This window comes from Ruegeria sp. R14_0 (genome assembly GCF_017743975.1).
Lineage (GTDB): Bacteria > Pseudomonadota > Alphaproteobacteria > Rhodobacterales > Rhodobacteraceae > Ruegeria.
Genome location: NZ_JAGHRC010000009.1, coordinates 114314 through 138862 on the forward strand (window position 1 = coordinate 114314; position 24549 = coordinate 138862).

Annotated in this window: 22 protein-coding genes; 13 read left to right on the plus strand and 9 right to left on the minus strand. The window is 54.3% G+C overall.

Translation table 11 applies throughout. The features are described from left to right. Nucleotides 1–63 precede the first annotated feature (63 nt). The 5 genes from J7416_RS19830 (at nucleotide 64) to recF (ending at nucleotide 5767) form a co-directional block, all read left to right on the plus strand. Nucleotides 64–840 (plus strand): enoyl-CoA hydratase, encoded by a 777-nt coding sequence (locus J7416_RS19830; RefSeq protein ID WP_209227216.1) that lies wholly within the window; start codon nucleotides 64–66, stop codon nucleotides 838–840. Nucleotides 841–1071: 231 nt separating this feature from the next. Further along, a complete protein-coding gene (gene rpsT / locus J7416_RS19835; RefSeq protein ID WP_170351928.1) occupies nucleotides 1072–1335 on the plus strand; it encodes a 30S ribosomal protein S20 in 264 nt (87 codons plus the stop codon). A gap of 540 nt (nucleotides 1336–1875) precedes the next feature. Then, the gene (gene dnaA, locus J7416_RS19840; protein WP_209227218.1) at nucleotides 1876–3261 is read left to right on the plus strand and encodes a chromosomal replication initiator protein DnaA; all 1386 of its coding nucleotides are present in this window, start codon (nucleotides 1876–1878) and stop codon (nucleotides 3259–3261) included. Between the two features lie 227 nt (nucleotides 3262–3488). Beyond that, on the plus strand, nucleotides 3489–4610 hold the full coding sequence (dnaN, locus tag J7416_RS19845; protein ID WP_209227220.1) for a DNA polymerase III subunit beta: 1122 nt from the start codon (nucleotides 3489–3491) through the stop codon (nucleotides 4608–4610). A gap of 59 nt (nucleotides 4611–4669) precedes the next feature. Next, the gene (gene recF / locus J7416_RS19850) at nucleotides 4670–5767 is read left to right on the plus strand and encodes a DNA replication/repair protein RecF (protein ID WP_209227221.1); all 1098 of its coding nucleotides are present in this window, start codon (nucleotides 4670–4672) and stop codon (nucleotides 5765–5767) included. Here recF and J7416_RS19855 read toward each other — a convergent pair. Next, nucleotides 5764–6330 carry a carboxymuconolactone decarboxylase family protein gene (locus J7416_RS19855; protein ID WP_170428366.1) on the minus strand — a complete coding sequence of 189 codons (567 nt, stop codon included), beginning with the start codon at nucleotides 6328–6330 and terminating at the stop codon, nucleotides 5764–5766. The two genes, recF and J7416_RS19855, sit on opposite strands and share 4 nt — an antisense overlap. A 99-nt stretch (nucleotides 6331–6429) precedes the next feature. Between J7416_RS19855 and J7416_RS19860 the strand changes: the two genes are divergently transcribed. Then, nucleotides 6430–7002, plus strand: coding sequence for a TetR/AcrR family transcriptional regulator (locus J7416_RS19860; protein WP_209227223.1), 573 nt, complete (start codon nucleotides 6430–6432; stop codon nucleotides 7000–7002). 125 nt (nucleotides 7003–7127) lie between these two features. Then, nucleotides 7128–9545, plus strand: coding sequence for a DNA topoisomerase (ATP-hydrolyzing) subunit B (gyrB, locus tag J7416_RS19865; protein ID WP_209227225.1), 2418 nt, complete (start codon nucleotides 7128–7130; stop codon nucleotides 9543–9545). Between the two features lie 275 nt (nucleotides 9546–9820). Here the strand turns inward: gyrB and J7416_RS19870 are convergent, their stop codons facing one another. The 4 genes from J7416_RS19870 to J7416_RS19885 form a co-directional block, all read right to left on the minus strand. Further along, nucleotides 9821–10546, minus strand: a complete 726-nt coding sequence (locus tag J7416_RS19870) for a DUF3299 domain-containing protein (RefSeq protein ID WP_209227227.1) — start codon at nucleotides 10544–10546, stop codon at nucleotides 9821–9823. Between the two features lie 13 nt (nucleotides 10547–10559). Continuing rightward, a complete protein-coding gene (locus tag J7416_RS19875; protein WP_247744386.1) occupies nucleotides 10560–11876 on the minus strand; it encodes an amidohydrolase family protein in 1317 nt (438 codons plus the stop codon). A gap of 245 nt (nucleotides 11877–12121) precedes the next feature. After that, nucleotides 12122–13243: a linear amide C-N hydrolase gene (locus tag J7416_RS19880; RefSeq protein WP_209227231.1), complete on the minus strand. Its 1122-nt coding sequence runs from the start codon at nucleotides 13241–13243 to the stop codon at nucleotides 12122–12124. A gap of 498 nt (nucleotides 13244–13741) precedes the next feature. Next, nucleotides 13742–14680 carry a hypothetical protein gene (locus tag J7416_RS19885; RefSeq protein ID WP_209227233.1) on the minus strand — a complete coding sequence of 313 codons (939 nt, stop codon included), beginning with the start codon at nucleotides 14678–14680 and terminating at the stop codon, nucleotides 13742–13744. A 457-nt stretch (nucleotides 14681–15137) separates the two neighbouring features. Between J7416_RS19885 and J7416_RS19890 the strand changes: the two genes are divergently transcribed. After that, nucleotides 15138–15677 (plus strand): CHAP domain-containing protein, encoded by a 540-nt coding sequence (locus J7416_RS19890; RefSeq protein ID WP_209227235.1) that lies wholly within the window; start codon nucleotides 15138–15140, stop codon nucleotides 15675–15677. Between the two features lie 250 nt (nucleotides 15678–15927). Here the strand turns inward: J7416_RS19890 and J7416_RS19895 are convergent, their stop codons facing one another. Next, nucleotides 15928–16452, minus strand: coding sequence for a MarR family winged helix-turn-helix transcriptional regulator (locus J7416_RS19895; RefSeq protein WP_247744387.1), 525 nt, complete (start codon nucleotides 16450–16452; stop codon nucleotides 15928–15930). Nucleotides 16453–16518: 66 nt separating this feature from the next. On the opposite strand from J7416_RS19895, the gene J7416_RS19900 reads away from it, so the two are divergent. Together J7416_RS19900 and J7416_RS19905 are read left to right on the plus strand one after the other, a co-directional pair. Next, nucleotides 16519–16887, plus strand: a complete 369-nt coding sequence (locus J7416_RS19900; protein WP_209227237.1) for an antibiotic biosynthesis monooxygenase family protein — start codon at nucleotides 16519–16521, stop codon at nucleotides 16885–16887. Between the two features lie 37 nt (nucleotides 16888–16924). Next, nucleotides 16925–17368 (plus strand): hypothetical protein, encoded by a 444-nt coding sequence (locus tag J7416_RS19905; protein ID WP_209227239.1) that lies wholly within the window; start codon nucleotides 16925–16927, stop codon nucleotides 17366–17368. An 87-nt stretch (nucleotides 17369–17455) separates the two neighbouring features. On the opposite strand, the gene J7416_RS19910 is transcribed toward J7416_RS19905, so the two are convergent. Further along, complete coding sequence (locus J7416_RS19910; protein ID WP_209227241.1) at nucleotides 17456–18688, minus strand: NADH:flavin oxidoreductase/NADH oxidase family protein; 1233 nt, start codon at nucleotides 18686–18688, stop codon at nucleotides 17456–17458. A 153-nt stretch (nucleotides 18689–18841) separates the two neighbouring features. Further along, a complete protein-coding gene (locus J7416_RS19915) occupies nucleotides 18842–19171 on the minus strand; it encodes a metalloregulator ArsR/SmtB family transcription factor (protein ID WP_247744388.1) in 330 nt (109 codons plus the stop codon). Between the two features lie 354 nt (nucleotides 19172–19525). Here J7416_RS19915 and J7416_RS19920 point away from each other — a divergent pair, with 354 nt between their 5' ends. The 3 genes from J7416_RS19920 to J7416_RS19930 all read left to right on the plus strand — a co-directional run bounded on the left by J7416_RS19920 (nucleotide 19526) and on the right by J7416_RS19930 (nucleotide 21887). Next, nucleotides 19526–20098 carry a peroxidase-related enzyme gene (locus J7416_RS19920; RefSeq protein ID WP_209227243.1) on the plus strand — a complete coding sequence of 191 codons (573 nt, stop codon included), beginning with the start codon at nucleotides 19526–19528 and terminating at the stop codon, nucleotides 20096–20098. Nucleotides 20099–20323: 225 nt separating this feature from the next. Further along, nucleotides 20324–21103, plus strand: a complete 780-nt coding sequence (locus J7416_RS19925) for a methyltransferase domain-containing protein (protein WP_209227245.1) — start codon at nucleotides 20324–20326, stop codon at nucleotides 21101–21103. 274 nt (nucleotides 21104–21377) lie between these two features. Beyond that, on the plus strand, nucleotides 21378–21887 hold the full coding sequence (locus tag J7416_RS19930; protein ID WP_209227247.1) for a hypothetical protein: 510 nt from the start codon (nucleotides 21378–21380) through the stop codon (nucleotides 21885–21887). 994 nt (nucleotides 21888–22881) lie between these two features. Here J7416_RS19930 and J7416_RS19935 read toward each other — a convergent pair. Further along, nucleotides 22882–24423, minus strand: a complete 1542-nt coding sequence (locus tag J7416_RS19935; protein ID WP_209227249.1) for a phospholipase D family protein — start codon at nucleotides 24421–24423, stop codon at nucleotides 22882–22884. Nucleotides 24424–24549 lie beyond the last annotated feature (126 nt).

Genomic DNA, 24549 nt, shown 5'->3' on the forward strand with positions numbered 1-24549 from the left:
GATCCAGCGAATGCGCGTGATAAGGAATCGTACCTGAACGGAACAACCGGAAGCTTACACCTCATGGCTTTTGAGACGATCATCGTCGAAATCGAAGACCACGTCGCACTTATCAAGCTCGACAGACCCGATGCGCTGAATGCGCTGAATTCGCAGCTGGCCCAGGAATTGTGCACCGCGTTGGAAGACGCGGACACGAATGACAAGGTGCGCTGCATCGTCATTACAGGATCGGAAAAGGCCTTTGCGGCTGGCGCGGACATCAAAGAGATGTCCGAGATGAGCTTTGTCGATGTTTACAGCTCGAACCTGTTTGGTGCTTTGAACGACCGCGTCTGCGCGATCCGCAAACCGATCATCGCGGCTGTTGCAGGCTATGCGTTGGGCGGCGGATGCGAATTGGCGATGCTGTGCGATTTCATCATCGCTGCCGATACCGCCAAGTTCGGCCAGCCCGAGATTAACCTTGGCGTCATTGCAGGACTGGGCGGCAGTCAGCGTCTGACGCGTTTTGTGGGTAAGTCCAAATCAATGGACATGAACCTGACGGGTCGTTTCATGGATGCCGAAGAGGCCGAACGCGCCGGGCTTGTCAGCCGTGTGGTTCCCGCCAAAAAGCTGATGGAAGAGGCGATGGGCGCGGCCCAGAAGATTGCTGAAAAGTCTCAGCTGACCGCAATGGCCGCCAAAGAGGCCGTGAACCGCAGCTATGAATTGCCGCTCAGTGAGGGGATGCTGTTCGAACGCCGCGTTTTCCATTCGATGTTCGCGACCGAGGATCAGAAAGAAGGCATGGCTGCGTTCCTGGAAAAGCGCGCTGCGCAATTCCGCGACAAGTAAGCGGTGCCCTATACGGATTAAACAGGCGGGTCTTGGCCCGCCTTTTTCATACCTGCCATGCGCCTTGAAAGAATCGGCTTGGCAAACCCCGCCAACTTGGATAGTAAGCGCCGCTATACATGCGCGTGCGGCCCGCTTGGCCCGACTCACACTCGTGATTTCTGATCCGGTGCGGATATTCCGTGGCGCGCAACCCTTGATAACGTACCGAACCAAAGGTCAGAGACACAGATGGCAAATTCGCCCCAAGCAAAAAAACGCGCTCGTCAGAACGAGAAGCGTTTCGCAATCAACAAAGCACGCCGTTCGCGCATTCGCACCTACCTGCGTAAAGTAGAAGAAGCGATCGCATCCGGTGACAAAGACGCTGCAACCGCAGCTCTGCGCGCCGCTCAGCCCGAACTGATGCGCGGCGTCACCAAAGGCGTGTTCCACAAGAACACCGCATCGCGTAAAATGTCGCGTCTGTCGGCACGCGTCAAAGCGCTGGGCTAAGCCCTGGGGTTGACCTCGGGTCAACCGTTGCGCTTCTGATTGTTCAAAAAGCGTCACAAATAGTGGCGCTTTTTTTGTGCTGTTGCCGGAATGCCGCGCCTTCACAAATCTGAGAGATTCTTTCGGCCAAAGAGCCGAGTCAACATCAGAGTTTCGTTGCCGGACGCCTTGGCCTCTTGTTACCACTAATTCAGCGATTCACTCGCTTGGGGGGACAGGCTGTTCCAGCGACCGAACTGACGGGCATCAGGATGGTCCGGAACGAATGTTGGCAACCAGTTTGCTGATCTGCTGTGGGCCTTGGGGGACCAAGGAACAAAGCCCTGTCGAAAATGAGATTGCGATGCGCAACCCTGTTTCAGGGCGTTTCTGTCATGAGGCGCTGGCTAATTGGGTAGTGCGGACTTTCTGAAATACACCCGCCAAACTTCTGCGGTTTGGCGATTGGTATCCCTTTGCGTGCGATTGCTTAAACCGGGCGACCGGAGCTTAGTAATAAGGCCGACAGGCCAATAAAGAATGGGATGCGTGAGGCGCTTAATGACACAAGAGAAATGGGGACTACTACGTAACAAGTTGCTCAAGGCGATCGGAAAGAACAACTACACTACCTGGATTGAGCCTCTTGAATTCCAAGAGCTGCAGGACGGCGTTGCGGTGTTCTCCGTTCCCACCAATTTCATGGGCAACTATGTCAGTCAGAACTTTGCGGACCTCATCTTGTATGAGATGAACACCGCCGGGGAATCCGTACAACGGCTGGCTTTCCGTGTGGCTGCAAATTCACCGGCCCGCCCGACAGTCGAGGCCCAGGCCGAACCTGCCGGTGTGGCCGAAGCACCTGCTGCGCCGCAGCTCGAGGGTGGGAATGATGCTTTGGAATCGCTGCAGGCCGCGCCGTTGGATTCCCGTTTCACGTTTGACAGCTTTGTTGTCGGCAAGCCGAATGAGCTGGCACATGCTGCCGCGCGCCGCGTATCCGAAGGCGGTCCCGTGACGTTCAACCCGCTGGTCCTGTATGGTGGTGTGGGCCTTGGTAAGACGCACCTGATGCACGCGATCGCCTGGGAGCTGAAAACCAAGCACCCTGATCTAAACGTCCTGTACCTGTCGGCAGAACAGTTCATGTACCGTTTTGTGCAGGCCCTGCGCGAGCGTCGGATGATGGACTTCAAACATCTGTTCCGCTCGGTCGATGTTCTGATGGTGGATGACGTGCAGTTCATCGCCGGTAAGGACTCGACTCAGGAAGAGTTCTTTCACACGTTCAACGCTCTGGTGGACCAAAACAAACAGATCATCATTTCCGCCGACCGTGCGCCGGGCGAGATCAAAGATCTGGAAGATCGCGTGAAATCGCGCCTGCAATGCGGTCTGGTTGTTGACCTGCACCCGACCGACTATGAACTGCGTCTGGGAATCCTGCAGAACAAGGTTCAGCAGTACAGCTCGACCTATCCTGACCTGACCATCGCCGATGGCGTTCTGGAATTCCTTGCCCATCGCATCTCGACCAACGTCCGCGTACTGGAAGGTGCCCTGACCCGTCTGTTCGCGTTTGCATCTCTGGTTGGTCGCGAGATCGACATGGAGCTGACGCAGGATTGCCTGGCCGATGTTCTGCGCGCCTCCGAGCGCAAGATCACGGTCGAAGAAATTCAGCGCAAGGTCTCGGACTATTACAACATCCGCCTCAGCGACATCATCGGCCCCAAACGCCTGCGGTCCTATGCCCGCCCGCGTCAGGTCGCGATGTATCTGTGCAAGCAACTGACCAGCCGGTCCTTGCCCGAGATTGGCCGCCGGTTCGGCGGGCGTGACCACACTACGGTCATGCACGGCGTTAAGCGGATCGAAGAGCTGAAAACGACCGACGGCCAGATCGCCGAAGATGTGGAAATGCTGCGTCGCGCCCTGGAAGCCTGACGTCTGTCGCAATAACTCAGGAAACGCCCCGGACCCTCACGCCCGGGGCGTTTTCTTGTGCGCAATAATCCACGGTTGAACAGGAACTGTGCCCGCCGGGCCACGCGGCCCTTGACGCATTGGGTAATCCAACCGAGAAATCCGTAAAAAATCCTTGTGCCTCAGGGCGGAACCGCTAACGTGCCAGTCCCGCCCATTTCGGCACGCAAGTCAGAGGAATTGAGGGTATGAAGATCAGCATCGAACGCGGCACCCTTCTCAAGGCCGTTTCCCAGGCCCAATCTGTTGTCGAACGTCGCAACACCATTCCCATACTTGCCAATGTCTTGATCGAGGCCGAAGGCGATCAGGCCATGTTCCGGGCAACCGATCTGGACATCGAGGTTGTCGACAAAGCGCCCGCGCAGGTTGAAAAGGCCGGAGCCACGACGGTTGCGGCGACGACCCTGCATGAGATTGTGCGCAAACTGCCCGATGGTGCGCTGGTCACCCTGATCGCCGACAGCGCCGCAGGTCGTCTGACGGTAGAGGCGGGTCGGTCGAATTTTTCGCTGGCGACGCTGCCGAAAGAGGATTTCCCGGTGATGGCGTCCTCGGAATACCAATCGAACTTTACGGCGTCTGCTGCTTTGCTGCGGCGTTTGTTCGACAAGTCGAAATTCGCGATTTCGACGGAAGAGACGCGGTACTACCTGAACGGCGTCTATATGCATGTGGCCGACGGATCCGACAGTGGCAAGGTGCTGCGTTGTGTTGCAACCGATGGTCACCGACTGGCGCGGATCGATGCGGACCTGCCAGATGGGGCCGCCGATATGCCCGGCGTCATCGTGCCGCGTAAAACAGTGGGTGAGCTGCGCAAGCTGCTGGATGATGACGAAATGGATATTGCCGTTTCTGTCAGCGAAACGAAGGTGCGCTTTGCGACGCCCGACATCACTCTGACGTCGAAAGTGATCGACGGAACCTTCCCGGACTACACCCGTGTGATTCCGCAGGGCAACACACGCCAGCTGGAAGTGGATGCTGCCGAGTTTGCGCAGGCTGTCGACCGCGTGGCGACCGTGTCTTCAGAGCGTTCGCGTGCGGTAAAACTTCAACTGGATGCGGACAAGCTGGTTCTTTCGGTGAACGCGCCTGACAGTGGTGCCGCCGAAGAAGAGCTGGCCGTGGCCTATGGGGATGAGCGGCTTGAGATCGGGTTCAACGCAAAATACCTGCTTGAGATCGCAAGCCAGGTAGATCGCGAGAACGCTGTGTTCTTGTTCAACTCGGCAGGTGATCCGACCCTGATGCGCGAAGGCAACGACCAAAGCGCGGTCTATGTTGTCATGCCGATGCGCGTCTGATCGCACTGACGTGCGATGCCTCCGGCGGGAGTATTTTTGAAAAGATGAAGGGAGGGGTCATGGGTTTGGCCCTGACCGAGATTATCGTTTCGCATTTTCGGTCGCACAAGCTGGCGCGATTGGCTTTGGATGGTCGGCCTGTTGCGATTCACGGGCCAAATGGCGCTGGCAAGACCAATATTCTGGAGGCAGTGTCTCTGTTTTCGCCCGGTCGCGGAATGCGGCGGGCCAGCGCAGCTGAAATGACCCGACGCCCTGAAGCGCTGGGTTGGAAACTGTCCGGGTTGCTGTACGCACAAGGGAAGCAATATGAGATCGAGACCTGGTCTGAGGCGGGTGCTGCGCGGCAGGTTCGGATTGATGGCAAGGCCTCCAGCCAGATTGAACTGGGCAAACTCGCGCGGGTCGTGTGGCTGATCCCGTCGATGGATCGTCTTTGGATCGAAGGGGCCGAAGGGCGACGGCGGTTTCTGGACCGGATCGCATTGAGCTTTGATCCGTCTCACGCAGAGGCGTCCCTGACGTATGAAAAATCCATGCGCGAGCGGAATCGTCTGTTGAAGGAACAGGTGCGCGATGCCCATTGGTATGCCGCGCTTGAGGGGCAGATGGCTGAGACCGGACATCGTATCCATGCGGCGCGGCTTGCCGCACTAGACCATCTCCGCACAGCGCAAGATCAGGCGGAAACCGCGTTCCCATCCGCTGAGTTAGAGCTGATTCAAACCGAAGGCGCGATGCCGGCATCCGCGGAGGATTTGCGCGAGGCTTTGAATGAAAGCCGCTTCCGCGATCTGGCGGCCGGACGCACATTGGTGGGGCCGCACCGGTCGGACCTGTACGGTGTTTTTGCGGCCAAAGGCGTTCCGGCCAAGGACTGTTCGACCGGTGAGCAGAAAGCCTTGTTGGTGTCGTTGATCCTGTCGAATGCACGGGCGCTGGCAGGGATGGTAGGTGCGCCGCCGATCGTTCTGTTGGATGAAGTGGCCGCGCATCTTGATGCGGGGCGGCGCGCAGCACTCTATGACGAAATTTGCGCGTTGGGGGCTCAGGCCTGGATGACGGGTACCGGGCCTGAGCTGTTTGCGGAACTGGGTGACCGAGCCCAAACGCTGATCGTGACTGAAGGCGATGAGGGCTCGGTCGTCAGTACTTAGGCGGGTTCGCTGACCTTACGTTCCCACAGGAAGCCGCGCATGACTTCGTCGACCGGCGTTTTGGCCATGTGGTTGACGTAGTTCGACATGGTTTTCTGAGCCAGACCCAGCACCACATCCAGAACCGCACGGTGCGAATAGCCTGCGTCAAAGAACGCTTGCAACTGTTCCTCGGTCGGGTTGCCGCGGGTTTCCATCACTTGCAGTGTAAAGGTGCGCAGGGCCTCAAGCTTGGCCGATGGCAGCGGGGTTTCGTTGCGCAGCGCCTCGGTAATCTCATCCGAGACCTTCATCATCTTGGCGATGCCTGTATGCGCGGGAACGCAGTAATGGCATTCGTTTTCGACGTTGATGGTCTGCCAGACAACGGTTTTCTCGTCATTGTCGAAATCGGTCTGCATGAACAGGCCGTGCAACACCTGATAGCCTTCCAGATGCTGGGGGCTTTCGGCCATTACCTTGTGCAGTCCGGGCAGGCGGCCAAAGGCGGCTTGCGACTTTTCCAGCAGCGGTTTGGACCCTTCGGGCGCGGAATCGAGGTCGTGGGATGGGAAGTTGGCCATGTGAAAACTCCTTTTCTGGCGCGATAGGGCAGAAATAGTCTTTCTTGAGCGATCGCTCAAGTATATATTTGAGCAACCGTTCAAGAATTGGTGAAGATGATGCCACGCAAACCCGAATATGACCGTGATGCCCTGATCGCCCGGGCCAGGGATATCTTCTGGCGTCAAGGCTGGGCGGGGACGTCGCTGAAAGATCTGGAACGCGAGTTGAAGCTGAAGCCCGGCAGTTTCTACGCGGCGTTTGGGTCCAAGGACGCGCTGTATGGCTTGGCGTTAGAGCGCTACGCGCAAGAAGGCGTTGCGCGGTTGCGGGCCTTGGCAGAACGGCTGGGTCCTCTGGACGCCTTGAAGACACAACCGCGATTGGTGATTGAGGCCAATGGCGCGCCGGCCAAATCCTGCATGCTGGCCAAAACCTATGCCGAATTGCAGGCCAAGGACCACGCCCTGGCTGAACAGGCAGGTTGGCATATGGCCGAGATGAAGGCGTGTTTTGCAGATCTGTTCCGCCAGGCCCAGGAAGACGGGGATATCGGTCCGGACCACGATCCGAACCGGCTTGCGACACGGTATCAATCCGACCTTTTGGGGCTGCGTTTGTCGGCAGAACGCAGCGATGTCGACGCCCATGAGATTGCCGCAGATATCGCGTCAGATATTGAACGTTTGTAGGGTTTAGGCAGTCCACTGCCGAAAGCACCAGAATCATGCATCTCTGACACAAAATGTTGGGGCAGCGCGTGACATTCCCCCCCAGAAAACGTATAAGTTACCAAAATAATATAGGTACTGACGGCATGTCCGAAGACGCACAGGCACCCCAGGAATATGGTGCAGATTCCATCAAGGTTCTCAAAGGGTTAGAAGCAGTTCGCAAGCGCCCCGGTATGTATATCGGGGATACGGACGATGGCTCGGGTCTGCACCACATGGTGTACGAGGTCGTGGACAACGGAATTGACGAGGCTCTGGCCGGTCATGCTGACCATGTAACCGTCAAAATTCACGCCGACTCCAGTGTCTCGGTGAGTGACAATGGGCGCGGAATTCCGGTGGATATTCACCCCGAAGAAGGCGTTTCTGCGGCTGAGGTTATTATGACCCAGCTGCACGCGGGCGGTAAGTTCGACAGCAACTCCTACAAGGTGTCCGGCGGTCTGCACGGCGTGGGTGTGTCGGTCGTGAATGCGTTGTCCGACTGGCTGGAGCTGCGCATTTGGCGAAACGGCAAGGAACACGTCGCGCGCTTTGAGGGTGGTGAGACGGCGGAACACCTGAAAGTGGTCAGCGATTGCGGAGACCGTACCGGGACCGAGGTGCGGTTTTTGGCTTCGACCGACACGTTTTCGAACCTCGAATACTCGTTCGAGACGCTGGAAAAGCGTCTGCGCGAGCTGGCCTTCCTGAATTCCGGCGTGCGCATCATCCTGATCGACGAACGGCCCGCGGAACGGCTTGAGACCGAGCTGTTCTACGAAGGCGGCGTCAAGGAGTTCGTGAAATACCTCGACCGGTCCAAGTCTCCGGCGATGCCCGAACCGATCTATATCAAGGGTGAGCGGGACGACATCGGCGTCGAAATCGCGATGTGGTGGAATGACAGCTACCATGAGACGGTGCTGCCCTTCACCAACAACATTCCGCAGCGGGATGGCGGTACACACGTTGCCGGTTTCCGCGGTGCGCTGACCCGGACGATCAACAACTATGCGCAATCCAGCGGGATCGCGAAGAAGGAAAAAGTCAGCTTTACCGGCGATGACGCGCGCGAAGGCCTGACCTGTGTGTTATCGGTCAAAGTGCCGGACCCGAAATTCTCGTCCCAGACCAAAGACAAGCTGGTCTCGTCCGAAGTCCGCCCTGCAGTCGAAGGTCTGATGAACGAAAAACTGGCCGAGTGGTTCGAGGAAAACCCGAATGAGGCCAAAGGGATCGTCGGAAAAATCATCGAAGCCGCCCTGGCCCGTGAGGCCGCCCGCAAGGCGCGTGAACTGACCCGCCGCAAGACGGCGATGGATGTGAACTATCTGGCCGGTAAGCTGAAAGACTGTTCCGAGAAAGACCCGTCCAAGACCGAAGTGTTCCTGGTCGAGGGGGACTCGGCTGGCGGATCGGCGCAGACCGGTCGGGACCGGCTGACGCAAGCGGTTCTTCCCCTGCGCGGTAAAATCCTGAACGTCGAACGAGCGCGGTTTGACCGGATGTTGTCGTCTCAGGAAATCGGTAACCTCGTGATGGCGCTGGGCACTGGCATTGGCCGCGATGAGTTCAACATCGAAAAGCTGCGCTACCACAAGATCGTTATCATGACCGATGCGGACGTGGACGGCGCGCATATCCGGACGCTGCTGCTGACCTTCTTCTACCGGCAGATGCCGGAGCTGATCGAAGGCGGGTATCTCTATATTGCACAACCGCCGCTGTACAAAGTTTCACGCGGTAAATCAGAGGTTTACCTGAAAGATCAGGCGGCGTTGGACGACTACCTGATCAATCAGGGCGTCGAAGGGGCTGTGCTGAAACTGGGTTCGGGCGAGGAAATCATCGGGCAGGATCTGACCCGCGTCGTCGACGAAGCACGCCAACTGAAACGCGTTCTGGACGCCTTCCCGACTCACTATCCACGTCACATTCTGGAACAAGCGGCAGTCGCCGGCGCGTTCGTACCTGGCGCCGTAGATGCTGACCTGCAAGGCGTCGCCGACAAGGTTGCCGCCCGTCTCGACCTGATCGCGCTTGAATACGAGCGTGGTTGGCAGGGGCGTATCACGCAGGATCACGGCATCCGACTGGCCCGCATTCTACGCGGCGTCGAAGAGGTGCGCACGCTGGATGGCCCGATGCTGCGCTCGGGCGAGGCGCGCAAGACCGGCAGCTTCACGCAAAGCCTGCAAGAAGTCTATAACACACCCGCAACCTTGATCCGGCGCGACCGGTCGCAGGTCATCCACGGCCCGCTGGACCTGTTGCGTGCTATTCTGGAAGAAGGGGAAAAGGGTCTGTCGCTGCAGCGCTATAAAGGTCTGGGCGAAATGAACCCCGACCAGCTGTGGGAAACCACGCTGGACCCTGACGCGCGGACCCTGCTGCAGGTACGTGTGGACGATATGGTCGAAGCGGATGACCTGTTCACCAAACTGATGGGAGACGTGGTTGAACCGCGCCGAGAGTTCATCCAGCAAAATGCGTTGAGTGTGGAAAACCTGGATTTCTAGACCGTGTAGGTTTGCGCATAACACTTCGCGCACCCCAAAAGTTTGCGTGGTTTGCCCATAGTTTTGCGCTGCGCGATTGTCTGCCTTAGCGATGAATTCAATCAGTTTTTGGCGTAGTTGTTACGGTTTTGGTCCTTTGCGGTGCCCAACCCAGCACGGGGCCTCCCAAGGCCCCTTGGGTTCCAAGCGGCCTTTTTTTCTTGGATTCTCGCGAAAGTCTGTGATGCGCAGAAAGCGGACTTTGCAAAGTCTTGGGTGCAGGTTGCAACAGAAGTCTATTTTCTCAGTATTCCGGGCCTAAGCATCGCTGGTTTGGAAGTAGGAGCGCGAACGACGGATTCGACTTCAAGCAACCAAGAGCTGTTCATCTCCAGTAGGCCGTCTACTACGTTGACCAATTCAGTAGATCTATTCTCGATCAGCGTTCCGGTGATCTCGACAGGTTCCATCCGACCAAACCCCATGTCCTCCGTCTTCGCATGCCCGATTCTGATAAGTTGGTTGGGAGGTGGAGGTGGAAGATGGCTGCACATACCAGCTTGCGGAACAAAAAATGCCACCAATTCTCCTGTCGAAACCTGCATCGTTGGTACGACGTAACCCACAAGGCTGACACGTTTGTTTTGCAATTCGGCATTACCGCGCCAATAGGCATTGTGCCGCCGTTCCGCGACGATCCAACGTTGTGAAATAAGCCAGTCGACATCCACACCTTGAGCCCGCAACTTGCCTTCAAGCTCTTCAAGCCGGATCTCGCCCCTTTTTTTCAGCTTTGCGTCAATAGATCCTTGCGTAGCCTGTTGTTTGATACGCGCAATCTCCGAGAGCTGAGACAGCTGCGTTGCGTCCAGATCAGTAAACGGATCTTCAAAGTCTTGAGCTTCGACATCGACCAGTTCGGCCCATTCGATTTGGTCGTGCGGTTCCAACGCATGCGCAGGGATCGGCAAACACAAAAGCGCTAACGCAATCGCAGCCCACGTTGAGAGTCCAATCGACAAAAACTGCAACATCCTACTCCAAAGTGTCTTTGAAAACCTCACCATTTTTCATTATCAACTTGATGTTGTCTGCATTTGTAACAGCAGCCAAATCTTCGAGTGGGTTTCCTTCAACGATCAGTAGATCAGCGTATCCGCCCTCCACGACTCGCCCGATTGGTCCGTCTGGGTAAGGGTTCTTATCTCCGCTCATCGCAAGAAGGGCTGTCGCGTTACCAGTCGCCTGTTTTAAGATATCAACCGGTTCAAACCATTGTAGTAGTCGCTCCAACTGCTGAACCTGATCCGAGGCATCGGGCACATTAAACAGGTCGGTTCCCCAAGTAACGTTCAGCTCAGGTAGCTCACTCACGATTTGGTACATGTTTGCCGTTCCTTGGCAGACCGTATTCAGTTTAGAGTTGGAAAAAGCATCAAGCTGCGGTTCGTTGCAGACCGTGAATGGTTGAGTGCTTAGAAAGACACCTTCTTCGGCCATGCGTTCCAGAGTTGGCCGATCAAGCAGCTGCCCATGTCCGACGTCTTTTATTCCGGCATCGATGGCTCGATTGACGGCATCCGGGGTATAGGCGTGCATGGTTACGTAAGTTCCGAAGTCCGTTGCGGCATCCGCTGCCGCCTTCATCTCTTCAAATGTAAACTGCGTCGACATAAGCGGATCAGTCGGTGATGAATAGCCTCCACCCGCAGCGATCTTGATCTGCGAAGCACCGAGCCTAAGGTTCTCTCGCGCGGCGGCCAAGACTTGAGGGACACCATCCACGGTAAACACCCAGCCAAGCCTGTCCCCGGTTGGTTCAATTCCGCTGAATGCCCGGTGCGTTTCGGTTTTTGTCCGAAAGTCGAAGTGTCCAGATGTCTGCGATAAAAAGCGCCCGGACGGATAGATGCGAGGACCAGGGACGACGCCCTCGTCAATTGCCCGCTTCAGACCAAAAATGTTGCCTCCCATATCACGACCTGTTGTGACTCCACGCATCAACATCTCTTCTGCGTCTCGCACGGCACGGACAAGCGGATAGGTTGGTTCACCGAACAAAAGATCCGGAATTGTCACGGTCACCATTGAAAGATGCACGTGGTTGTCGACCAATCCAGGCATTAGCGTCCCGCCGTTGCCATCGATTACAATAGCACCTTCGGCAGAAATTGGGTCTGTTGAGATCGTGGATATCAGATGACCCTCGATCAGAATACTGATGTCTTCAAGCCTTTCGTCGCTCACACCGTCGAAGAGGTGAACGTTGGTTACGACGGTGCGTTCGACGTCGTTTTGTCCCAATGCCGTAGTACCGATGAAACACAACGCGAGCGGAAATGCTAACTTCATCATAACTCTCCTCGTGGAATGGCGTGCATGCAAGGCAGCTTACAATTGCATCTGTTTTTGGCAAAGTTGTTCGTTCGTAGCAGAAAAACCAAAAATCTTAGCGGAACGCGCACTGCTTTTTCGTCATTCATCCTTTGCGACGCGCGTGGTGGCTATCGGTCTCTCAACCTACTATTTAACTCAAAATCCGCCGCACCGCGTCGGCTGTAATGTTGAGTTTAGTGACATGGTCCAGAAAACCAGTTTCAGTTGTCAAAAACCACTTCCTCGACCTGTGGTGGACCACCGCGACGGAGAGGTTTCGTCATAGGTTCTGAAAGGGTGTCCCAATCAATCTTTTTGAGATCAAACTTGCGAACTCGTGCCTCGTCATCCGTGAAGTAGTAAACCTGCATATTCGATGTATCGAATGACACGGTGTATTGCGTACTGCCGTAACTGATCGGATCCAAGCCATCCGGTAAATCGGAGAAATCGGTCTCCAAAGGTAATTGGAAGTGCCCCAAGATTCGGAAGTGCTCAAGCGTCGTGTCGTAAGCACCTTGTGTCTCGCGGGCCGTTTCCTTGTATGCCGTTGCGCGAATAAAGCGGGACGGTGGGGTGTAGTCGCCGGGAAGTCCGAGTAACCCAGTTCCGTAGCCAATACCGCCCACAGTCAGTCCTTCCACTTCTATATCAGGCCAATTCACTGGGCGCAGATTGAGATAGTTTCTCAGGTTGGTGAGATGCCAGTCGTAGGGAGGTGAATTTGTCATTACCCCAATTGTCTCTTCGAAAATATGAAGCTCACCATTGATGTACTCAACCACGATCTCATCGCCTGACGGGTCAGAGACCACGACGTGGACTGGCGCAGCGAAACCAAGCGACGGTTCGACTACCGGAACGACGCGGACATCTCTTGTCGCTTCAATCACTTCCTGCACTGTCGCGAACTGGCTGGCCATATAGGTCATATAGTCAGTCGCACTGATTGAGTTTTCAGCCTGCGCTGGATCGTACGGCTGGTATTCTGCGAAGCCGGGAAAGTAGAGAAGATTCATAACCAGGCCCGCTTCGTTGATCACATCGCCAAAGAGACCTTCACGCTCCAGCAGACTAACACCTGCATAGCCGTATTTGCCGCTCCATTCTGCACCATCAGCTCCATCCGGCATCGTCATCGCACTATGCTCGTGTCCACGTGGGATAACAGAAAATCCTGGCTTAATGTCGAATGTACCCCACTCCATGGAGCGGCCAGGATGTTGCGAACCGTCTGCCCCAGTGAGCCGTACATATGTACAAGCTTCAGCTGCCAACGCCACGGAAAGCGAAGTCAGAGCTGCAATTGCGAATACAAGTTTGTTTGCAGGAAAGTAGGTCATCGAAATCCTCCTGGACGCATAAATGGCGGCGTAGGCACCAAAAACGTAGAAAAATTACTTAGATTGCCCGCCATGGCTTTTGTATCAGGTCTTTGAATTGCTTTCTGATTGACCACTTCCTTGTGCAAAAAGTCAAACGGGTCAATCAATGCCAAAGCACCAAACTCAGCCGAACAGCAGGTCATGTAAAAATGAATGAGGCATTGACCGTCGGTCAATGTGACAGAAGAAAACAAACAACACAGACATATTTGAGACGTCGCTCAGCTAAGGGCGCAAATCAAAAAAATTGCTTTGAGTGTGGATCGCTGGTGAGCCCCGAAAAGCTTCAAGTTCTATTGGTCATTCGGCAGCATCTGCCGAGAGGTCATCCATCGAAAGAGCCGTTGCGGGTATCAAATAGGGGAGGACTTGCAGTTTCAGAGGCCCGACACTTTTGCCGCCGAGCACGGACTACAGGAAGATTCAGGGCTAAGGTTTATTCTCCGATGCCTTTAATCACTGGTTTTCGGAGCGGCTTTCTATCTGTTCCCAACACCAACTGATCAGGAAAGATAGCCCTCCGACCAAGAAGACTATCATCGCCGCCGCTTCTATTCGGAAGACCGCAAATTCAAGTGTTGGGGCCGTCACCAACAGAGTGGCAATCGTAAAGAACATCGCGGTCCATAGCGTGTTACCACCTATCCTATGCACGCCTATGACGGCGCAAGCAAACCCAAGGATCAATAAGACTTGATGAGACAATCCGCTGAACTCGAAACATAAGGCTGCCAAGGAGCCAAGCGCCACGCCAACACCAAACCGCAATGCAGCATCAGGCACTTTTTGAATTGGAGCCAAGACGCGGAATACGAACAACAACGAAAGCCAATAGGATTTTTGGTTTCCGATCACATGAGCGAGAAACGTTGTCAAACTCATGCCTACAATTAGGAATAGCCAGACAGAAAATGCTTCTTTGAAAGACAAGGCAGGCCGTATTGCAGATCCGGCTAAGTTAAGCCAAACGCTGAGCAAACCACCGACTGTCGCCGCGGCGAGGAACACCAGAACAAGAACGGTAACACGCTCATCAGGTGGGATCAGCAGGTACAAGAGCAAGCCGTTCAGCGCAGGTACTGTCGCAAATCCACCGTTCTTGTATCCCTCAAAAGCGCCCCAGCTGATCAAGACAAAACCACACAGCAAGGCGATCCATTTAACCGGGAAGAGTGTGCATGCCAGTATGCACACAAGCACCATCGCAAACGTTCTGACGTTAGATACAAGGCTTGAAAAAACAGACCCGAGAAAACCAGCTGAAAAACCCGCAACTGCGGCGATACCACCAAACGCAACAAACTGATCTCCAAGCAGTACGACAAATGCGGCCGTTGCACATATTGCCAACGCCGTACTCCAAGGGAGCAATCCACCATCGAACTTAGTTGGCACCCTTGTTCCTCCACCTAGCGGCGTTACCTCGTGAGTTCATTGTAGCTTGTACGAAGCGGACTCTTTCGAATTTTTTGCGGCTCTTCACCTGCCAAGATTTAAAACAGGTCAATGCAAGGCATAGCCGCTTGCATTACAGCTTGCCTGAATTCTGTCCGGTACAATCCTGAGGGACAGCACGTACGGAAACAAACAACCCAACTCCTCGGTCAAGCACATGACGGATTCCTGTTGATTTCGAACGCCTACAGTCAAAAAGGTCGTTCTACTTGTACTAACAATCGGCTGCAAAACTGCGTGCATGGGATTGCTAAGTCTCGTTGCCAATGCCTGGTTTGGGGTGGCAATTTCCTGCCGAGGATTTGGCTGGTATCTTTTCACAGCCCGTTGCATTGCCCTAAAATTCTGCGACCACTCAAACTGGCAATGAAGTTTCTTGCAAAACGGCAATAGGGAAATGGATACGAATAGGTCGCGCCTGACCGGCACCACCCGTGCTTTGATTGCGATGGGTTTTATTTCTCTTGTCTCTGCCTGCGCACAGAGCGCGAATGACACAGACCTCGATCCGGAACGTCAATTGCTGGCGCTGCAAGAGGTATCGCAGAAGCAGGCTCGGGGGCAAAGAGTGTGGTGCGTGCCCTATGCACGTGACCTTAGCGGCATCGAAATTCGAGGTAATGCCAAGGATTGGTGGGGCAAGGCGCACAATATCTTTCAGCGGGGAAATGAACCAGTTGTCGGAGCGGTCATGTCGTTTCGGGCAACCCGCGGAATGCCCCTTGGCCATGTGGCTGTCGTATCCGGTGTTTTAACCGAGCGGGAAGTCGTCGTGAACCACGCTAACTGGCACCGCAACAAGGTATCATTGAAAATGGGCGTCAAGGATGTATCCCAAAACAATGATTGGACGCTGGTTCGGGTCGAAAGCCATCCGGGCCGGTATGGTAGTTTCTACCCAGTAAATGGGTTTATTTATCCGAAAGATGATGGGTAACCCAAGCGAATTTCTCTTCGCATCCGCCGCGAACCCATGGAATGCTCCATCGGCAACCTTCACCTTGGACGTTAAGCGTATCCACAAGCCGCCTGCGTTGGGATGACGAACTGTTGCGTTATCCCATATCTCGGAAAGTTCAGAATCTGATATTGGATGTCCGCTTTGGGCTGCCTCCAGCCAATTATGCGGGAGGTAGCGAAGGTCGACTACGAGCCCAGAAAAACCGATGCTAAACTCGGTTTTAGTGTCAAATTTGGGTCGGTCTCTGATCTGGTCGCGTTGCGGCTTCTTCAAGGCGTGTTTTGAGGCGGTCAACAACGTTTTGCGCTGTTGCAATATCATCTGGCGACAGGCCTTCCGAGAGTTCATTCACCCATGGGATTTGCTTGGCAATCGCGGCTTCGTACAACTCCTGCCCCTTTCGAGTCATGACAACCAAGTGCGCCCGCTTGTGGTGTGGGTTGGGCTGAAACTCCACTATGCCTTCTTTGCTCAACTCGTTGACAATCCGTTGAACGCCCTGCCGATGAACACCCATCGTTCGAGCATGCCAGGCAACGGACTCCGGCCGATCAGAATAAGCGATGGCGCCAAGGATCTGCCATCGGGCACTTGTCAGACCGAGTTCTGATACGAGGTGATCACCGGCAAGCTGCAACCGACCGTTCAGCCGAAACACATCCAGTATCAGAGCTGTCACGGCTTCTCCTTGTTCCGTCCTTCGCGCACCCGTCATATCGGCTCCCCATTTTAATTGACAACGTGTTGTCATTGCGCTTGATGCTTTCTAAATATGACAACATGACACCAAACTGAAGTTGCTTGCAAGGAGTACCAAATGGTCAGTTTCAAACCCCTCGACCCCGAGTTTCCCATTGAACGGCAATTGGGCATCGACGCTGGACCCATCGTTCTCGTCAATCTCTTCACAGTCGACCCCGTTGACCAAGTTGCCTTGGTTGAAGCCTGGAAGAGCGATGCCCAATGGATGAAGAAGCAACCGGGTTACATCAGCACTCAACTGCACAAAGCCGTTGGCGACGGAAGCATGTATATGAACTACGCGGTCTGGGATTCTGTTGCGGGTTTTCGCGCTGCGTTTTCAAACCCCGAGTTCCAGCAGCAACTCAGCCACTATCCCTCAAGCGCTGTGACAGCACCCCACCTGTTCGAGAAGGTTGCGGTGCCGAATTGCTGCACGGCCTGACGAAATCCTTTCCAAAAGCCAATTTGAGTGAACCGCTATGAAAACAAAGATTCACGCCATCGCGGGCGGCATCGGCTTTGTGCTGATTCTCCTCTTCTGGACATCAACGGTCACCAGCGAACTCTTTGCGAGCCATGAAGCAGTCGCAACCATCAAGGCATTGATCGTAAAAGGCATGTTCATCCTCATCCCGGCAATGGCCATCGCTGGCGGATCGGGCATGGCAATGGGCCGGAAACGCAAAAATGCGCTTACGAAAGCCAAGAAGACCCGAATGCCTATCATTGCGCTAAACGGCTTGCTGATCCTCGTACCAGCCGCTTGGTTTCTGGCTGGCAAGGCCGCCGCTGGCGAATTCGACAGCACCTTTTACACAGTTCAGGTGATTGAGTTGATCGCTGGTGCAGCCAACCTCACGATGATGGGATTGAACATGCGTGATGGTTTACGAATGACCGGTAAAATTCGGAGGCCGCGCTGAAGATGTGGTTCCAATCCAAGTAGGGGTCAAATTGCCGACATTCGAGCGAACGCAGCGAATTGGTGCTTTGTCCCGCAGAATCTGCACTCAATCTCTCTGGTCATTCGCAGCGGACCAACGTTGAGTGATGATTTCGATCTCGATGAGATATTGCTCATGCCCCTCTATGACTGATTGCTCCAGATCAGCTTGGCCTTCCTTGCCGACGCGCGCGATCTGCGTGCAGAACCAACCGAGCACCGCACCACGTGGAAGGTCTTCGGCGGGTGGAAAACTCTCTTCGATAGCAGGTGCGCGTTCGATTTCTCCAAACAGTAATCTAGCGGCAAACCCCGGCTCTGTGATGAAGGGCCGCCCGATGCCAATGAGGTCGGTCTTGCCGGTCTCTATCGCATCATTCATGACACTCGCCGATCTGAATCCGCCAGTAACCATAAGGGGGATGTTCAGCGCATCCTTAATCGCCGCAGCATATTCCAAGAAATAGGCTTCACGAATTTCAGTAGAGCCGCTCTTTTTCGCATGTGTGTACGCTTTGGGCGCTTCGAAGTTGCCGCCAGAGATTTCGATGAAGTCAACGCCTTCGTTCTCCAACATGACCGCAACCTGAACGGAGTCCTCGTGGTCGAAACCACCTTTCTGAAAGTCGGATGTGTTCAGCTTGACCGCAACGATGAAGTCCGGATTCACCGCCGTACGAACGGCCCGCACGACTTCCAACACCAGCCGCGCACGGTTTTCGAGTGGTTTCCCGCCCCAACGGTCGGTGCGTGTATTTATCCGGGGCGACAACGAAGAGCTGCGCAAATAGCCATGCGCAGAGTGAATTTCGACCCCATCAAACCCGGCGTCCTGAGCAACTTTTGCTGAATTGATGTATTTTTGAATTAAACCGGGAATTTGCTCTTCTGTCAGCGGGTCTGGCTTACCATAGCCAGGCAGATCAAGCCTTACGTCCGATATTGAAGTCGGGCTAGGGTTTACGCGTTCTGGTGTTTGCCGCCCTGCGTGTGAAAGTTGGGCCAGCATCTTTGCGCCGCCAGCCTTTCCGGCCTCAACGAGAGCCGAAACCTTCGTCAGGTCCGAATCCGGATCAAGAACAAAGTTACCGGCATGTTCAAGATGCAACCGATCAACAGGGGTATTACCCGTGATCAGTATGCCTGCGCCGCCTTCACCCCATTGTGCAAACAGATCAATTTGCGCCTGAGACGGGTTGTTTCTCTCGTCTCCGAGAGCCTCTGACATGGCAGACTTCACGATCCTGTTTCTGATCGTTGTACCATTCGGCAATGTGAGTTTTTTGTTGATGCTACTCATGGCAACTTTCCTTGTGTTGCAATCATTGAAATTTGATGGGTCACTTTCTCAGCGCAGTATTTTAGATATCTCGATATCTCGATATCTCGATATCTCGATATATTAAGGACCACTTTCGACATCTATGAAGGATGGCCTAGGCAATCGTCGTGACTAGATTTCCTTTCCGAACTTAGTCAGGAATTTTTGGATGGCTGCCTCGTTGCGGCGATAGAATGTCCACTGCCCATGCCTTTCCGACACGACGAACTCTGCATCCTTCAGGTGGTTCATGTATGTGGAAATTGTGGATTGTGAGAGACCCGACTTCTCTTGGATATATCCCACACACACGCCTTCCAGGTCCGCATGTTCAGGCAACGGTGGCGGAAAATTTGCGCGATCCTTGAGCCAAGCCAAAATTTTACGGCGAACCGGGTTGCTGAGTGCAGATATGGCTTTATCGATGTCCATATATCGAGATATCCCGATATTCAGTTTCATGTCAAGTCCGCTCTATGCGCTGCTAAACCCTTGGACCAGCCGCTCGCTCAAGGTGCAGCATCTGTCGAAATGGGTTCGCATCGGAACTGCGGCAGCGCGGCATGCCTTTCGCAAGGCTTGGCGGCGATGCGACGTCGCCAATGGCCATGAAATTGAGGGCCGCCACGTAGCGGTGGTCTCTACAAGGAGAGCTCTGGCATCCCAAAATGCACCAACATCGAGTGGAAACCTGCCGTTCGTAGTGTTCCAACGGAAATTCTGTGCGGAACCCGGAATTGCGTTAAGGTTGCTTAAACAACGTTGGTTCCTCATTTTGAGACGAAGTGATCAAAAGCAAGATTGAAAGAGAATTGAATGAAACGCCTGTTTCCATCTCTGCCCGAGAACGCGACACTCGGAAGTGTCTATCAAGCCTTTCCAGACAAGCTTTCTCCGCTTTGTGCGTATGAAAGCCTTGTGATGAGGGGCGAGAGCGACCTTTCGGTTGCTGAACGTGAATTGATTGCAGCCTATGTCTCTGGCTTGAATGCTTGTGCGTATTGCCATGGGGCGCACATCGTTTTCGCCAAAGCCTACGGCATTGAGGTCGAGACAATCGAAGCACTGATGGAAGACCGCGATACGGCACCGGTCAAGGATCATCTCAAACCGTTACTGGCTTACATTGAAAAGCTCACCGTCTCGCCATCACGAATGACAGAAGCCGACGCTAATGCGGTCTACGCGGCAGGCTGGTCAGAGAGCGCGCTGTTCGATGCTATCCAGGTCTGTGGTGTCTTCAATCTCGTGAACCGCTTCATAGAAGGAACAGGTGTTCAAAGCTCTGGCACCGACCTAGGAGAAGCGGACGAAGCCACTTTAAACCGATGCCGCAGTGACAGCTTCTATACCGATTTCGGACGAGAGAACGGCCTCGACATCCCTTGAATTTGATGTTGTTCAAACTTTCGAACGACGACAAAAAACCTGGTCTGACAAAACGGCAGATGCGTCCTTCGCTCTCAGGGTTAAATCACTCGTCGGATCAAATCGGCGCGTTCATTTGTTGTTGGTGGATCCATGTTCAAGCCTCAACGATCCGTCCTGCTTTTCGTTGATAGCCCATTTTCTGATAAAGTTTTGGGGACTTGTGGGCTTTGCAAGGGGGGAGAGGTGCTTAAGTTTGACGCGGAGACAACGAGATTACTTGAAATTGCCTATCAAGGAGCCGAATTGACGCGGCGTAGACAGGCTTCGTTTGATGCGCTGTGCCCGGCTCCCGGTGAAACTATTTTGGACATCGGTTGTGGCAACGGGATGTTAACAGCGGAGTTGGCCCGCGCAGTTGGCTCGGATGGCTATGTCATCGGGATTGACCCAAGCGGGGACATGACAGCAGCTGCAAGAGAACGATGCAGCGACTACGCAAACGTGGAGTTTCGTGCTGGTGCCGCAAATGGCTTGCCCATTGAAGAAGAGAGTGCTGACAAGGCCGTCTCGGTACAGGTCTTTGAGTACATCGAAGACGTAGACGGTGCACTGGCGGACACGCTGCGGTGCGTCAAACCCGGCGGGCGCCTCGTCATCAGCGATCTACACTTTGGTAGCTTGATTTGGTTCAGCGGCGAGCCCGACAGAATGCAAAAGATGCTTACATCCTGGAACCAGCACTTTGTGAGTGGTTCCGTCCCGGAAAGACTGCCCGGACTGATAAAGGCTCGCGGCGACCATGTGGAAGATGTTTTGTCGTTCACAATTACGGATCACCAGTTGAAGCCTGATGGTCTCGCAATCATGATGATGCACCTTATCAAGCAATACGCTGTCGCAAATGACCATGTTGATCCCACTGTTGCGCAATCGTGGTTCGACGAGCAGCACAGCCTTGCAAAAGTTGGACGCTTCTTTTTTTCGATGGCCCAATTTATCGTAGTGATGCGCAAAAAGGGTTGATCGTTCTACGATGCGCCACTTGACCTCGGCCGTGCTCGCTAACGTTTGAAAAACGACTAAAGAAATTCAGTAATGGCATATCTGCCTCCCGATGCCAATCGATTAGGCTGCGCCTTGCATCTCATCGACAGCGCGGAGAAAGGTGGGAGCGAGCCCTTGCTTCCCAGATGCTGCATAATTTGCTATCGGTCGCTTCCACTTTGTCCTGCTGAAGGCGGAGTGTTAGCAAGCTGCGCTGAAGGCAACAGCATCGTTTCATACAATGGATTCAGGTATGAGTCTGGTGTCCCTTACTAATGATGAAGAATCCGTTGAAGGCCACGTAGATATTGGTTCGCTTTCGATTTTTGGCGGTGTTTCCGAGGGGCGCATCCGAAACATACTGTCGAGCGGCGAAAGCTGTCTTGTAAAGGCTGAGCAGGGTGTAACAGCATCGAGTGCTGCTCAATGGCTCAAATGTCGGAAGGAATATTACCCTTCAATTTGGGAAAAGTCGGATGACGTTACACCAATCTTGCTCAGCATAGATTTCGAAGATGAAGTGGTTTTCGTTCCGGTGGCTACGGATAACACTTATTTGCATCCTCGTCTGGCTCGAGGCGGTAAATTCGCAATTGGAGCCAAGGGGGAGGAGGTTCAGTATGACACCCATGACGAAGCGCTTTCCGAACTTCAGAAGATGGCCACTCCGCGTTGGCGTCGCCCTAACGGAGCGGGAAACTGGGGCATCGTTTCCGGACGGGATTGGAAGAGAGTCGAGCGTCGCAAACTGCCCGTAACGTAGTTTGGCGGATTGGACACTTCGCACTCGGCGCTCCGCCACTTCCTTGTTGTTTCATAGCGGCAAGAAGTCAGAATCCACCACAATTGAACGGTAATGAAATCGCCGACCCGATCAAGCGGTTTCATCAAAACCAAACCTAGAGGGTAAGCATGGCAAACCAACAGTGTTCCGACTGTCTTCGGACAGTCTATATGGATGATGATAGAGAAACAGACTACCCAGGTGCTACTGGACTTTGCTGCTCTTGCGCGGAAGAACGGCGGCGGCAGGAAGAGGATTATTGGGACGACTAGAACCTGACATCACAGGTTGAAGCTATGTGTGTGGAGTTTCATCAAAACTATACCGCCTATTTAGTCCCCTTGTGTCTTTAGACGGACGTCGGTTCAGGTTCATTACCAATAACCTGTGGCAAACTTTCCGCAACCAAGTATTGAAGCTTGCTAGCTTAGATATACTTATAGCTGTTAGGCGTTGGCTATGGGTCAGTTTTGCGAGCACCTGACGACAGAAGTCAGAGTGCTTTCGACTCGGAGTGCAGGCTTTTGGGCAAATCGTGCAAAATTATGCGCAAACGTCGCGCAAAGTTATGGGCGAGTACACTTGAATTTCATGAATAAAACCAGTGACTGGAACGCAGCGTTATGCGCGTCCCTACAACCGCTGTAGGTGCGCCCAGAGCCTTGCAACTTAGGCTCCAAAGCTTGGGCGCAATAGCCTAGTTGTATTGGAGCTCAACGACAATTTCGTACGGTGTAAGACTTGGGTGAACGCCGAAATCGTCGCGTCGTTTTCAGGCAAACACGGGTTAATTTGGCGCAACAGCGATGATAGGGCGATCAACGTCAAACGCAGCCTGAATGGCGTTTTCGCAGGAATTTTGTGCAACGCGTAAGCATCCCAGTCACGCACCCAATACTTGGGTGCGCGGCCTCAAATCGAAGGCTTGGATCATTGCATTCAGCACTTACGCTGTTGGCTAGCTTTAGACTTTTTAAAGCATCCATTCGACCGGCAGCCACCTGACAACCGCCGTGAGGGCGCGCAGAAAACCGCTGGTTTCGGGGTCTGCAAAATGCACCGTGACGCTTCCGTCTTTGTCTTCCTGCAGCCAGAGCATCTGACCTTCGTCGTCGAGTTCCACGCGATAGGAAAACTCTGGCTTACTCAGTTGAGAGGCAAGGGATGCCGCAATCGCAGGGCTTTCGATCAAAAGGCCCATCTCGGTATTGAGCCGCGCGGATCGTGGGTCGAGGTTATACGACCCTATGAATATCCGCTCACCATCGGAGCCAAAGACCTTTGCGTGAAGACCCGACGCCGAACCGGCCAGCATCTCGGGCAGGCTTCGTTCGCTGTGTTCCTGTCGCAATGCGCGAAGCTCTAACAGCTCGACACCGCTGTTCAACAAGCCATCGCGATACCGCATATACGCTGCGTGTACCGGCATAACGTCCGTGGCATCCAACGAGTTGGTCAGGACACGAACCTTCACACCGGACTTGGCCAGCCCTTCAAGAACTTCTGCGCCACGCGCACCGGGAATAAAATAAGCTGAGACCAGATCCAGTGAGCTTTTGGAATCTTCGGCGAAAGCAATCAGTTGTTCGACGATCAGGTCCTCGCGTTGAACTTGACCCAAACCCTTTGCCGGGTCGTCGACAAAAAGGGTGACGTCACTCCAGTCGAATTTCAGATCGCGCGCTGCAATTCGGTCGGTCAGTTCATTGTCGCGGATCGCTTTCTGATAGCCTGCGCCAACGGCAGACTGGCGCGCGGCCTCGGCCCTGGCTTTCAGGCTTTGTTCGATTGGCGGAGCCAGGAAGAGATCAGCGTCATAGGATGACGCGCTGTTCCAATAGGCGTCGAAGGATTGCGAAACCTCATCCACAATCGGACCAATGGCGATGGCGTCCACATCGAGGTAGTGCGTTCCGGCCCCGTAATCGAAGTAGATATCACCGATATTGCGACCACCGACAATTGTCGCCACACCGTCAACCGTCATCGACTTGTTATGCATACGTCTGTTCAGGCGGCCAAAGTCGAAAGCATAGGACAAGAGTTTGGGGTTCCTCAGCGTGAACGGGTTGAAGATGCGTACCTGGGCGTACGGCAGGGCATTGAGCTCGGCAAGCAGTTCATCCAATCCAGAGATGCCGTTGTCGTCGACCAGCAGCCTGACCCGCACGCCGCGTTCTGCTGCGGCCCTCAACTCATCCAGAAGCATCAGCCCGGTCACGTCGTCCTGCCAGATATAGTACTGAGCATCGATAGAGGTTGTCGCTTCCTTTGCGAGGATGGCACGCGCCGCAAAAGCTGCGCGTCCATTGCCCAATGGTCGCACGCCGTCCAATCCCGGGTTCCGGTCGAGCGCATTTTTGATTGTCGCGCCCAAAGGCCCCGACCAATCAGCCGCCTGCTTTGTTACCACTTCAGAAATGTTTTTCTGGGGTAGTGGGAACGCCCACCTCAAACCAATCACGGCAAGTGCGATAACCGCCGCCACGATAAGACAATTCCGGATCAGCCGCATTCAGGGTCCTGTGTTCAGTGCATCAAACTGGCATTTGCACTTAGCTTGACCCAACGCCACGCAGGTTTTCAAGAGTCCAGGTCATTGCAGACAAACGGGCGCAGTATGCCATCGCCCTATTGAATG

Excerpts from the sequence above, each read along its gene's own strand:
- J7416_RS19830 (WP_209227216.1), top strand. The coding sequence starts at position 64 with ATGGCTTTTGAGACGATCATCGTCGAAATCGAAGACCACGTCGCACTT.
- rpsT (WP_170351928.1), top strand. The coding sequence starts at position 1,072 with ATGGCAAATTCGCCCCAAGCAAAAAAACGCGCTCGTCAGAACGAGAAG.
- dnaA (WP_209227218.1), top strand. The coding sequence starts at position 1,876 with ATGACACAAGAGAAATGGGGACTACTACGTAACAAGTTGCTCAAGGCG.
- dnaN (WP_209227220.1), top strand. The coding sequence starts at position 3,489 with ATGAAGATCAGCATCGAACGCGGCACCCTTCTCAAGGCCGTTTCCCAG.
- recF (WP_209227221.1), top strand. The coding sequence starts at position 4,670 with ATGGGTTTGGCCCTGACCGAGATTATCGTTTCGCATTTTCGGTCGCAC.
- J7416_RS19855 (WP_170428366.1), bottom strand. The coding sequence starts at position 6,330 with ATGGCCAACTTCCCATCCCACGACCTCGATTCCGCGCCCGAAGGGTCC.
- J7416_RS19860 (WP_209227223.1), top strand. The coding sequence starts at position 6,430 with ATGCCACGCAAACCCGAATATGACCGTGATGCCCTGATCGCCCGGGCC.
- gyrB (WP_209227225.1), top strand. The coding sequence starts at position 7,128 with ATGTCCGAAGACGCACAGGCACCCCAGGAATATGGTGCAGATTCCATC.
- J7416_RS19875 (WP_247744386.1), bottom strand. The coding sequence starts at position 11,876 with ATGAAGTTAGCATTTCCGCTCGCGTTGTGTTTCATCGGTACTACGGCA.
- J7416_RS19880 (WP_209227231.1), bottom strand. The coding sequence starts at position 13,243 with ATGACCTACTTTCCTGCAAACAAACTTGTATTCGCAATTGCAGCTCTG.
- J7416_RS19890 (WP_209227235.1), top strand. The coding sequence starts at position 15,138 with ATGGATACGAATAGGTCGCGCCTGACCGGCACCACCCGTGCTTTGATT.
- J7416_RS19895 (WP_247744387.1), bottom strand. The coding sequence starts at position 16,452 with ATGACAACACGTTGTCAATTAAAATGGGGAGCCGATATGACGGGTGCG.
- J7416_RS19900 (WP_209227237.1), top strand. The coding sequence starts at position 16,519 with ATGGTCAGTTTCAAACCCCTCGACCCCGAGTTTCCCATTGAACGGCAA.
- J7416_RS19905 (WP_209227239.1), top strand. The coding sequence starts at position 16,925 with ATGAAAACAAAGATTCACGCCATCGCGGGCGGCATCGGCTTTGTGCTG.
- J7416_RS19910 (WP_209227241.1), bottom strand. The coding sequence starts at position 18,688 with ATGAGTAGCATCAACAAAAAACTCACATTGCCGAATGGTACAACGATC.
- J7416_RS19915 (WP_247744388.1), bottom strand. The coding sequence starts at position 19,171 with ATGAAACTGAATATCGGGATATCTCGATATATGGACATCGATAAAGCC.
- J7416_RS19920 (WP_209227243.1), top strand. The coding sequence starts at position 19,526 with ATGAAACGCCTGTTTCCATCTCTGCCCGAGAACGCGACACTCGGAAGT.
- J7416_RS19930 (WP_209227247.1), top strand. The coding sequence starts at position 21,378 with ATGAGTCTGGTGTCCCTTACTAATGATGAAGAATCCGTTGAAGGCCAC.
- J7416_RS19935 (WP_209227249.1), bottom strand. The coding sequence starts at position 24,423 with ATGCGGCTGATCCGGAATTGTCTTATCGTGGCGGCGGTTATCGCACTT.